Below are 12002 nucleotides of genomic sequence, written 5' to 3' on the forward strand. Positions count from 1 at the left end.
TTGCCTAATTTGGCGGATCAAAACGATTTACTACTGTAGCCCACAAAATCATTGGTGAACCAACTGCTAAACAAAATAACCACTGCTGCAAGCTTAATGGTGCTGTTTCAAAAACTTCATTAATTAATGGCACATGAGCAAAAATAATTTGCAAAATAATTGCTCCTAAAATCCCAAAGCCAATAGCAGGAATATCAACGTTCTCTTTAATTGTGCCGTCCATCTTGGCAATCAAATTCGGGATTAATTGACTAATACTCAATAAATAGAATATCCGTCCCGCAATGAGAGCGTTAATCGCCATTGTTCTCGCTAAATCGATATTACCTGTAGTTTGGCGGATATATTCAAATACTCCGAATATGACAATCCAATTAAATAGAGAAATTGCTAAAATTCGTTGTAACCGACTTCCTGAAATTAACGGTTCATTAGGATGACGAGGCGCTTGCTGCATGACGTTTTGCGCTTTTGGCTCAAAGGCTAAAGGCACTGTCATAGTAATGGAATTGAGCATATTTAGCCACAGAACTTGTAAAGATAAAATTGGTAAATCTCTGGCTAGCAATGTGCTAATTAAAATTGTCATTGATTCACCACCATTGACAGGCAAAATAAAGCAAATTGCTTTGAGCAGATTTTTATAAACTGCCCGTCCCTCTTCTATAGCAGCTTCAATGGAGGCAAAATTATCATCGGTAAGCAGCATATCTGCGGCTTCTTTGGCAACTTCTGTACCAGCACCACCCATCGCAATCCCAATATCTGCTTGTTTCAAGGCTGGTGCATCGTTGACACCATCTCCTGTCATGGCAACGATTTCACCTTTTGATTGCAAAGCTTCGACTAAACGTAGCTTTTGTTCTGGGGCGACACGGGCAAAGACTACACCTTCTTGGGCAACTTCGGCAAGTTCTGTTTTATCCATTTTTGCTAGTTCTGCACCTGTGAAAGCCAGAACTGAGCCATTTTTGTTGATGCCCATACGATAAGCGATCGCCTGGGCTGTGATAGCATGATCCCCAGTGATCATTTTGACCTCAATTCCCGCTTCCTGACAGGCTTGGACTGCTTTAATGGCACTCTCACGCGGCGGATCGATCATTCCCTGCAAGCCGATGAAAATTAACCCGGTATCAATATCTGGATGATCTAGTGTATTTTGCCCATCGGGTACTACTTTTTTCGCTAAAGCTAATACCCGCAAGCCTTGCCGTGCCATAATATTGACTTCCCGCTCGATGCTGCTTTGCCGTAATGTTTCTACACAATCTAAGGGGCGGGATTGTCCATCAGTGTTCAACATCAGAGTGCAACGCTGAATAATTGCCTCAACTGAACCCTTGACATAAATAGTCTTGCCTTGGGGTGTGGCGTGCAAAGTCGCCATGTATTGAAAGTCTGATTCAAAGGGAATCGCATCTACCTTTAGCATTTGCTTAAGTAGGGTAGACTGACTAAAACCTGCTTTATTTGCTGATGCAATTAATGCCCCTTCTGTGGGATCTCCCATTACTACCCACCTGCCATTCTTCTTTTCTAAATGGGAATCGTTACACAACAAGCCTGCGATTAAACATTCTTGTAAACCTTTATGGCTGTTGAGGTTCACGGGTTTGTCATCTATCAGGATTTCGCCTTCTGGTGTGTAACCGATACCAGTGAGAGTATATTGATATCCCCCGGCATAAATTGCCTGTACTGTCATCTGGTTTTCTGTCAAAGTCCCAGTTTTATCAGAGCAAATAACAGTTGCACTTCCCAAGGTTTCAACGGCTGGTAATTTGCGGATAATGGCGTTGCGTCGCGCCATCCGGGAAACACCTATGGCTAAGGTAACTGTCACTACTGCTGGTAATCCTTCAGGAATCGCGCTAACTGTTAAAGCGACTGCTGCTTCTAAAGCTTCTTGAAAACCTCGAAAGCTTAATCCCACCACGAAGCAGAGGGCTGCTAATCCTAACACCATATACAGCCAATTTTGGCTAAATTTATCGAATTTTCTAGTTAATGGTGTCGAAATATCGGTGTGTTGCTCCATTAACTGGGAAATACGCCCTGTTTCTGTAGTATTTCCTGTGGCAACTACAACACCAGTACCTTGCCCAAAGGTAACAAAGCCACCTGCATAAGCCATGTTTTGACGTTCGGCTAAAGCAGCATCTGGCTTAATAATTTGCGTATTTTTCTCTACTGCTAGAGATTCACCAGTCAGGGCAGATTCATCTACTTGTAAGTTTTTAACATTAATTAACCGTAAATCTGCTGGGACTTTATCACCAGAAGTTAACAGAACAATATCTCCAGGCACTAACTCACCAGAAGCAATGCGTAATTTTTGACCATCACGGATGACGGTTGCTTCTGTGGTAATTGCTTTGGCGAGAGCAGCGATCGCACTTTCGGCTTTCGATTCTTGAATAAATCCAATGATGGCGTTGGTTGTAGTCACTCCCCAAATAACACCAGCATTCACCAAGCTGCCACTTAGCGCCTTTACTAAACCCGCACACAACAAAATAATCAGCAGTGGTTGGTTAAATTGCAGTAAAAATTTTAACCACCAAGGTTTGCTTTTCTTGCCTGTGAGTTCGTTTGCTCCCACTTCAGACAATAAGTGTTTGGCTACTGCACTACTCAAACCATTCTCAGCATCACTATCCAAGCGGGCGATCGTTTCAGAAATTTCCAAAGTATGCCAAACGGTGAATTGCTTTTCTTGGGATGCAATAGGAGATTCTGCCTGTACCATACTTACTTCCTCTGATTTAGTGCTAAATAAGTTTTAGCACTAAAAATAAGTGTCAAATTAAAATAAGCACTAATAAGAATTAACTATTATCATAATTACTTTCAATGCTTGCTCAGTAGTCATGGAAGTGAGTATGCTTGCCGTTAAGTGGGGATTAAAACCAAGGGCAAAAAACCAAGGGCAAAAACTAGGTGAATTTGGATTTGTCTACTCCTTTACAATTGGTTGGGCGATCGCTAGAATTTCAGCGAATTGTCGAAGTACTAGCCCAAGATGGAGATTTGCTAATTACTGGCGTACCTGGTAGTGGGCGACGAACTTTAGTGCGAGGGGCTGCTCAAGAAGTTGGTGCGATCGTCTTGGAGATAGATTGTATCCGCGCTACAGATGGAGAGCGATTTATCCTCCTGCTAACAGAGACAATTAGCCAAAACTGGGAAGCAGCACAAATTCAAGACTGGGTAAGCAACTTTGGTAATGAGTTTTTTGTCTTTCATCCAGAAGGCAAACTTAAGTCATTGCGTTCCCTAAACCAAAAGCAGTTATGGCAAGCATTTGAAATTTTGCTCAATTTGCTCCAAATTATGGCTATTGGTTTAAATAAGCGGGTAGTGCTGATTTTGCAGAGTTTTCCGCACATTCGCTCTTGGGATCGTAATGGTTTGTGGGAAGCCACATTCAGACGAGAAATCAATGTACAAACTCATGTCAGCTACGTTTTAGTAGCAACCATAGCCCAGATCAGCCATCATCCAGATGAGACAAACTATCCGCTAGAAACTATACAGTTAGCCCCCTTAGCTAATGATGTTTTGGCATTGTGGGCTAGGGAGATATTGAATATACAAGGAATGAAATTTGATTCTCGCTCCCAAGCACTGCAATTATTTTTAGAGGCTGTTCAAGGACATATTGGCGACGCAATGGCAATAATTCGCCGCCTGCAAACTTTTTCTTATCCTGATGGGTTAATTAGTGAAGCAGCAGTGCAGCAGGCAATAGAAGGATTGCTCAAAGACTTGTCTTTAGTTTTTGAATCTTTACTCATGTTATTGCCAGCCAATCAGGTGCATCTTTTAGAATCTTTGGCTTTAGATCCTACAGATAAACCACAAAGTAAAGAATATATTCAAAAACATGGTCTTTCAAGAGGTGGTAGCCTTCAGGGATCGCTGACTGGATTACAGAACAAAGGTTTAATTTATAGTGCTGAACAGGGTTATCAAATAGCGTTACCTTTATTGGCTTTGTGGTTACGGCAGAGGTTAAGCTAGTACGCGAGATTTTAGAGAATTGGTATAAATAGGAAGATAGAAAAATATCTTCATTACTGGTAATTTATTATCCATGCAGACTCAAAAATCATCTGTCAGTCTTATTCGGGCTACATCCTACGAACGAGAGGCTTTACGGGAATCCTTAGTTACGCTGCTGGAACCTTTTGGAGGAATGGCAGCCTTTGTGAAAAAAGGCGATCGCGTTTTACTTAAACCAAATCTACTTACAGGGTCGCGTCCTGGTAAAGAGTGTATCACCCGTGCCGAACTAGTTTATCAAGTCGCCCAGATGGTAATTGAGGTTGGTGGTAAGCCATTTTTGGGTGATAGTCCTGCTTTTGGTAGTGCCAAGGGCGTAGCAATAGCAAACGGCTATCTGCCGATTTTAGAAGAACTCAATCTTCCCATCATCGATTTTCATGGTCAGCGTTACCAAACCATCAGTGACAATTTTAACCATCTGCGACTGTCTAAAGAAGCAATGGAAGCAGACGTAGTGATTAACCTACCTAAAGTGAAATCACACATGCAGTTGACATTAACACTGGGCGTAAAAAACTTATTTGGTTGCGTCCCCGGCAAAATGAAAGCTTGGTGGCACATGGAAGCAGGAAAAGATGCGAACAGATTTGGTGAAATGTTAGTAGAAACTGCCAGGGCAATTAACCCTAACTTAACCATATTAGATGGCATCATCGGTCATGAAGGAAATGGCCCCAGTAATGGTGAACCTCGCCAATTGGGAATTTTAGCAGCCGCATCAGATATATTTGCCTTAGATCGGGCAATGATAGAAATCCTGAATGTTCCTCCCGAACAAGTGCCCACAGTTGCAGCTTCCCAAAGGCTAGGAGTTTGTCCAGAACTAGCTGCCATAGAGTTTCCGCATTTAAATCCTGACTTATTAAAAATACAAGATTGGCGGCTACCCGACAAGTTAATGCCCATCGATTTTGGTATGCCCCGCGTAATTAAATCTACCTTTAAGCATCTTTACACCCGATTTATCAAGGAACCAATGAGTGTTTATGGAAGGGAGTAGTACCGCAGGCCGGAAGTCAAACTAATTCATAATTGATAATTAATAATTCATAATTTAAATCAGTGTTAGCTCTGAACTCTCCACTGTCTTTTTGACCACTGATTTAAAAATGAGCGTGGGGGCTGCTGTACCCAATACTGTTCGGTTAAGCCTAAAAAATAACTCCAATGTAGGTTGGGTTGAGGAACGAAACCCAACATTATCGAGGCTTTGTTGGGTAACACTAAAGTTCAATCCAACCTACAAATTTTCTTAACCGAGCAGTATTGGCTCTGTACCCATTTCAAAATTTATGAATTATGAATTATGAATTAATAATTATTTGGTCAACCTCTACGAGGAAGTCAAAAGTCAAAAGGATTATATTCCAAGCTTTTGCGCCATAAGAAAATGGTATATTTATTTCCGCGCCCACTGTACGAGAGAAATGAGGGAGACAAGGGGAGAAAAGGGAGCATCTCAATGAGTGCAAAAACACGCCTGCCTTGGCGAATGGAATGAGACTGTTGGCAAATTAATAGGGAGTCTAAACCATCAGTCCAAATCCATTTTGATTTCTTTAATTTCAGTGCGTTTCAACGCACTTTAGCTATGAGCAATCAATTTATTGCAGGGCGGGAAAGCAACGCCAAACCAAGGTTTTGGGAATGGGGAGTTTAGAAGTTGTTTGAAAAGCCCTCTTGTCGGTATCAAAAGTTCTAGATCCCCCTAAATCCGCCGATAAATTGGGATTGGGTATTTTGTTCAGATATGAGCAAAGTTTGGCGATAACTCCTACACCTCTACGCCACCTTCTAAAATATTTTTTAATCTACCTATATATAGATTGACAAAATTGCTGTGATATTACCTATGTTTTAAAATTTTAATTATAAAATATTTGTTTAGTAGTATCACTGAATCCATGCTGCACACGCAGTTGATGCATGTGTATTTATTCGGTAGCTATCCTTAGTTATAAAAATTATTCCTATCCATTTCTTGTCTAGCATCAAATATTTTTGTGTATAACTACTGTATAACAATCAAAAGTACTGAATATTTCTCAGTGCAATTGCTGTTTTGTATTCTGTATCACAAATTAGCAATTCCAGTAAAATGACCTTATCAAAGGGATTTTAAGATGTTATACTCATGAAGTATCGGACAAATATGTTTTGCTAATTAATCTTGAAACAGCGAAAAAATGTAATTTATGATGCTGTCAAAGTTGGCTTTGCGTATGCGAACCATTACACCCTACAGGGAAACATCTGAAAATATTAATTACAAAATAAAACATGATTTGTTTTCTTGTAACTTTGTATTAAGAACTCCATGTATAAAAAGGCTATTATGACAGTTATAGAACTGGTTTAAATTGTATGATTATACACATTCTACAGTTGAAAAATAGCTAACATAGCATTAAGACTCTCGATAAGACAGTAGACCTACACAGCATTACGAAGAACTTCAATTTTGTATGAATTCAAATAGCCAGTCTGCCAATACCGACACATATTCCCAACGTTTGGCAGACATTGTGGGAACTGCGATCGCTCTATTGACTCTCACCCTACCCGTGTTTGTCATCGCCCACTATTCTTCAACTAATGTTCAAATCAACCAGCAACCCTTGGTTCAAAATTTCAAAGGAAGTCAAGATTGATAAAGCTTTCTAGTAGCATTTAACCAGTACTAAAGCTACAAAAAAGGAGAAAACTGATTTTGAGAAAATCTCTCTAGATTTGGATGTAGTTCATCAGGAATAAGCTGAAATCTGTATTGTGTGACTCCAGATTTCAGTTGTCTTGATAGAGTACGGGCACAAATAAATCCCTCCAACAGCAATCAAGGGCGGGAAAGAATAATACCGTCTTGGAAAAAGCGTTGCGAAGTAACTTCGTAACGCTTTTTCCATTTCAATAAGAGTGGCAGAGATGAGGAGGATGAGGGAGCAGGGGAGGCAGGGGAGGCAAGGGGGAGAAAAAAATTAGCTCTTTCACCTCAGCAAAAGCAGCACCCCGCCCCTCTGACTCTTTTCAATGCCCAATCTCTTGGGAAGAGATCCATATTGCCCTAAAATTCTACACGGGGAGCGAAACTGACTGAGTGCCCCCATGATTCATTGTTATCAGAGGAGTTTTTTGTGGACTTATCTCGTATTCCTGCCCAACCGAAACCTGGTTTAATCAACGTTCTGATTGAAATTACTGGCGGAAGTAAAAATAAATATGAATATGATAAGGAACTAGAAGCTTTTGCTCTAGACCGAGTACTTTATTCCTCGGTACAATATCCTTATGACTACGGCTTTGTACCCAATACTTTGGCTGATGATGGCGATCCCCTGGATGGTATGGTCATAATTGACGAGCCAACCTTTCCAGGCTGTGTGATTGCCGCACGACCCATTGGCTTCTTGGAGATGATTGACGGTGGCGATCGCGATGAGAAAATCCTTTGTGTTCCTGACAAAGATCCGCGCTACACTCAGGTCAAATCCCTGAATGACTTAGCACCACACCGCTTAGATGAAATTGCTGAATTTTTCCGTAGTTATAAAAATTTGGAAAAAAAGGTGACTGAAATTCTCGGTTGGCAAGATGTGGACAAGGTTGCAGCAATAGTAGAAAAATCCGTCAAAGCTTATAGAGGATAATAAAAGAGTTAGGAGTTAAGAGTTAGGAGTTAGGAGTTAAGAGTTAAGAGTTAAGAGTTATAAATTTTTATTCCTCACTTCTCACTCCTAACTCCTCACTCCTCACTTTAATAACTTTTCCTTGTTACAGATTATAAAATCTGCCACCAACCCAAACTCAAATGCAGCGCACTCTCCTTTTGGCAAAAATTCATAACTGCACCCTCACGGGGGCGAATATCAACTACGTGGGTAGTATCAGCATCGATGAGATGCTTTTGGAAAAAGCTGGCATCTTACCTTATGAGCAGGTGCAAGTAGTTAATAATGCTAATGGTCAGCGCTTTATTACTTATGCGATCCCCGCTCCAGCCCATTCAGGAATAATTGAGCTAAATGGGGGTGCGGCACGTCTAGGCATTATTGGCGATCGCTTGATTATAATGACTTACGGGCAGTTCACTCTAGAAGAGTTAAAAAGTTACTCTCCTACGGTAGTCATTGTGGACGAAAAAAACAGGCTGTTGGAAGTGCGGCGCTACGATGACCTGCTCAGTAAGGTCTAATTTCAAGGAAAATGTCAAATTTTGAGTTGTCGGATTCCCAGAGCTACATAAGAGAAAAATCATCTACCCTGCCAAGTAGCCCAGCAGGTGAATTTATCGTGCAATTTTGGGGTGTAAGAGGTTTGATTCCCACTCCAAGTAGCAATACCAATCGTTATGGTGGTAATACCGCTTGTGTAGAAATGCATGTAGCTGGGAAACGCTTGATTTTTGATGGCGGTACTGGCTTACGTGTACTGGGTAAAACTTGGCAAGAACTGCAACAGCCATTAGAAGCCCATTTATTTTTTTCCAACTGCCAATCAAACAGAATTCAAGGGTTTCCCTTTTTTGCTCCAGCATTTATTGGGGAAAATTGCTTCCATATTTACGGCACAGCTGCATCAAATGGAGCCTCAATCAAACAATGTCTGTACGATCAGATGCTCCAGCCACACTTTCCTTACCCTTTACAGGTAATGCAGTCGGAATTGCAGTTTTACAATTTGACTCCAGAAAGTGACGTGAAGCTAGATGATGTCACCATTACAACTGCATTAATTAATCAAACTCAGAGGTCAGTTGGCTACCGAGTCACTTGGCAAGAATATAGTGTTGCTTACATCACGGATTTGCACCAGAATGCCGATCAAGTGGAGCGAGAGCGGATTTTACAGTTCATTCAAGGCGTTGACTTGCTGATTGCCAATGCTACTTACACTCCGCCTACATCTCACAACCATGATTCAGCTGATTTACTCTGGCAAGCTGCGGTGAATGCGGCTCTGAATGCTGGCGTTAAACGGCTAGCCATTTCTCATCATCACCCAGATGACCATGATGATTTTCTTGACCAGGTTCAAGTCGATGTTAAATCTGCCTTTCCTCAAGCCATAATAGCCCACGAAGGTCTAGTATTAGCCGTTGGTGATATGACTAAGTAGATCGCATTTTGATACAAAAGATTACTTCGTAGTGAGGGCTTCAGCCCTCATAAAAGGACTAAAGTCCTCATTACAAACCTTGAATTATTCACGCTGCTCTACTTAGCAGTCCTAAATCATTTGTGAAAATTAGGGACTTCCAAGTAAAAAAATATTCCATTGCTATTGTTGACTGTTGACCGTTGACGGTTCACGAGTTTTCAGTCAACAGTCAACAGTCAACGACTTTAATGTGGAATAATTTATTTTTTGGAGTTCCCTTATATATCTCTTTCTTCTTTCTTCCCTCATGGGAATATCCCTGACTTTCCTACCTGGGAAGTTACAGAATATGTCTAAGATATTCTCAGTCTTATTCATCTCAACGGTGTGCGATCATGTGTTGTTCGCCACGTTTTATTGAATATTCAGATTTGCTTCCTTTATCAAAACTTTTAACAAAGCTGCCGCACCAATTTGGGCAGAAACAGCATTAGCATCCCATTTGCCATCTGCTACATACTTGCCTTTGTTGTAGTTGTTAGTCCCTGACCACAGGTAAGGCGTGAGAACTTCTGGATGGTACTGTCTATAACCAACGCCGTTGTATCTCTCTAGCTGCCAAAGTTGTGCTGGCAAACTCCAATCTTTTACTCGGTTGAATTCTTTGATTGTCAAAGCATCAATCGCGCTTTCTTCCCAAGTGTATCCTACCTCCCAGCCGTTGATAGGGTCAGCTAGTGGTCTACCAGATGGTTCGTTGACAGTACGTTTTTTTAGCGAGTCGCCGTTGTGCAAATGTTTGCTGAAGTTAAGGGAACATTCCATATTATGGATGACTGCAACAAAGTACCAAGGCACATTAATTTTTTGCACTAATGCTTCGTAACGAGGGCGATTTGCACTGATTTTCGCAACTATATTTTGAGTACTGCTCAGTTTATCTGGTCTAATTTGGCAACTATTCCAAAGCTTTTGATATTCTGGTTTTAAATCTTGAAGGCTGAGTAGTATTTTATTTGCCATTTTTATTAAACACCTAAGAATAACCTTGATTTTTCTAGTTATGACGAAACTAGCTCACCTTTCTATTTTTGGAAAGTTTTTATACAAAAGTTAATTTATTCAATATATATCAGATTAAGACAATTTGTTCTAACTAGGCAACCTCACAAATCATCGGTATTAACCCAAGCGTATTGCTCTATAAACAAGCTTGTTCTGGATTTATACTTTTGAGGTATTATACGTATTATTACTTAGCAATGTATTTAGCATTGCAAATAAATACATTCTTATTCCAGTATAAATCATGAATATTTGGGGTGCTTAATCATAAATTAATAGTAAAAATTATCACAATAAATTTTGTTTTAGAGTATTGTTCATAACAACATCAATGTTGAAAATGATGTTTATACTTAGAAGTAAGTAAATTAAGGTAGGTGCATCATGAAACTACAAGATTTCTTGGGAAAAGATGAGAAATGGGGATTTGAGGCGATCGCTGAGGATGCAGACTTGGCTCGTCAGATTCAGATACTGTTAATCGGCTTAGGTTTGCTGGAACCTCCAGCCGATGGTAAATTTGGCCCTGTTTCTGTGATATCTCTCAAAAAATTTCAAGAATTAACAAAGCTTGAAGAGAATGGCTTTTTAGGAGCAGTCACAGCCAAAAAACTAATTGAAACCAAAATAGATGATCTTCCTAAACCCCCCTTAAAACTAGGCAATGACATCGCTAGTAAGATTGTAAAATATATGCAATCCAAAGATTATCAGGTATTTAGCAATCCAAAAGAATACAACATTGTTTATGTAGAGGGTATAGATGCAGACTGGACTCTCAACAGTGATACACCCAATCAATTTAACGATCGCCGCATTGTCATTGAAGTAGTAAACGGCGTTCCCAAAATCGTAGATCACTGGGAAGCTACTACAGAACCAGGGAAGTACTACACTTATAATCCGATGAATCGCAAAGGAGCAGCTAGGATTCAGTTTGGACAATACAAAGCTTGGGCTGTTGGTACTCACGGCACAGCAGAGCCTCACGAAGCATTAGTGCAAGTTGGAGATATAACTGTTTGTAGAGATTTCAACCAAGATTTTAAACGGACTGGCGACAAACTTGATACAGGTGATGATTTTTATGTGAATCAACACTACGGCTTTGATTATTCCCGGAATGATATTCGCCTTGCTAGCGCGGGTTGTTTAGTGGGACGGACTCGTGAGGGACATAGAGAGTTTATGGCGATTATTAAACAAGACCGCCGTTATGTCGCTAATCGCAAATATACTTTTTACACTGCCGTGATTCCTGGGGATGATTTACTGAAAACTTTTCCAGGATGAGTAATAGTAGGGACGTACATCTGTGCATTGGTGTCAACTTCAGCTAAAACTCCTTTAAAACCTCGTTTCCAGCCAGAGGCTGGAAATGCTCTTCAATTGCGGCTCTACCGCAAGTCTTGAGGCGGAGCCTCTTAGTAGGCATTCCCAGTCGGAGACTCTTGACGAGGCAATCTTTTAAAGCTCTGTCTGGACTGGTTTTTACGTTAATTTGACACCAATGACCAAATAATTATTAATTCATAATTCATAATACTTCGGCTCCCTTCGGCTTACCTCGGCTTACCTCGGCTTACCTCGGCTTACCTCGGCTTACCTCGGCTTCGCTCGGCACAAGTCGCTCGGCACAAGTCGCTCGGCACAAGTCGCTCGGCACAAGTCGCTCAGGGCAAGACGCTCAGTACAAGTTCATAAATTTTAAAATGGGACAGAGCCACCCACGCTCATTTTTAATGAGCGTGGTCTTAAAGAGCGTGGAGCAT

General features: G+C 40.8%; 10 protein-coding genes. 8 read left to right on the forward strand and 2 right to left on the reverse strand.

The features are described 5' to 3' along the window. Positions 1-4: 4 nt before the first annotated feature. Positions 5-2752 (reverse strand): cation-translocating P-type ATPase, encoded by a 2748-nt coding sequence (locus D1367_RS26085; protein WP_118169458.1) that lies wholly within the window; start codon positions 2750-2752, stop codon positions 5-7. A 191-nt stretch (positions 2753-2943) separates the two neighbouring features. Between D1367_RS26085 and D1367_RS26090 the strand changes: the two genes are divergently transcribed. The 7 genes from D1367_RS26090 (at position 2944) to D1367_RS32950 (ending at position 9488) form a co-directional block, all read left to right on the forward strand. Continuing rightward, the gene (locus tag D1367_RS26090; RefSeq protein ID WP_118169460.1) at positions 2944-4026 is read left to right on the forward strand and encodes a DNA polymerase III subunit delta; all 1083 of its coding nucleotides are present in this window, start codon (positions 2944-2946) and stop codon (positions 4024-4026) included. 73 nt (positions 4027-4099) lie between these two features. Further along, complete coding sequence (locus D1367_RS26095) at positions 4100-5071, forward strand: Npun_F2552 family protein (protein WP_118169462.1); 972 nt, start codon at positions 4100-4102, stop codon at positions 5069-5071. 1465 nt (positions 5072-6536) lie between these two features. After that, positions 6537-6722: a TLTLP motif-containing protein gene (locus D1367_RS26100; RefSeq protein WP_118169464.1), complete on the forward strand. Its 186-nt coding sequence runs from the start codon at positions 6537-6539 to the stop codon at positions 6720-6722. A 480-nt stretch (positions 6723-7202) separates the two neighbouring features. Beyond that, positions 7203-7715, forward strand: coding sequence for an inorganic diphosphatase (locus D1367_RS26105; RefSeq protein ID WP_118169466.1), 513 nt, complete (start codon positions 7203-7205; stop codon positions 7713-7715). A gap of 161 nt (positions 7716-7876) precedes the next feature. Beyond that, complete coding sequence (panD, locus tag D1367_RS26110; RefSeq protein WP_118169468.1) at positions 7877-8260, forward strand: aspartate 1-decarboxylase; 384 nt, start codon at positions 7877-7879, stop codon at positions 8258-8260. A gap of 11 nt (positions 8261-8271) precedes the next feature. Then, the gene (locus D1367_RS26115) at positions 8272-9183 is read left to right on the forward strand and encodes an MBL fold metallo-hydrolase (protein ID WP_118169470.1); all 912 of its coding nucleotides are present in this window, start codon (positions 8272-8274) and stop codon (positions 9181-9183) included. A gap of 182 nt (positions 9184-9365) precedes the next feature. Continuing rightward, positions 9366-9488 (forward strand): hypothetical protein, encoded by a 123-nt coding sequence (locus D1367_RS32950; protein WP_267255605.1) that lies wholly within the window; start codon positions 9366-9368, stop codon positions 9486-9488. Positions 9489-9579: 91 nt separating this feature from the next. Here D1367_RS32950 and D1367_RS26120 read toward each other — a convergent pair whose 3' ends face one another. Continuing rightward, positions 9580-10188, reverse strand: a complete 609-nt coding sequence (locus D1367_RS26120) for a hypothetical protein (RefSeq protein WP_118169472.1) — start codon at positions 10186-10188, stop codon at positions 9580-9582. Positions 10189-10614: 426 nt separating this feature from the next. Here D1367_RS26120 and D1367_RS26125 point away from each other — a divergent pair, with 426 nt between their 5' ends. Beyond that, the gene (locus D1367_RS26125; protein ID WP_118169474.1) at positions 10615-11523 is read left to right on the forward strand and encodes a peptidoglycan-binding protein; all 909 of its coding nucleotides are present in this window, start codon (positions 10615-10617) and stop codon (positions 11521-11523) included. The last annotated feature ends 479 nt before the right edge of the window (positions 11524-12002 follow it).

The organism is Nostoc sphaeroides (assembly GCF_003443655.1).
Taxonomy (GTDB): Bacteria; Cyanobacteriota; Cyanobacteriia; order Cyanobacteriales; family Nostocaceae; genus Nostoc; species Nostoc sphaeroides.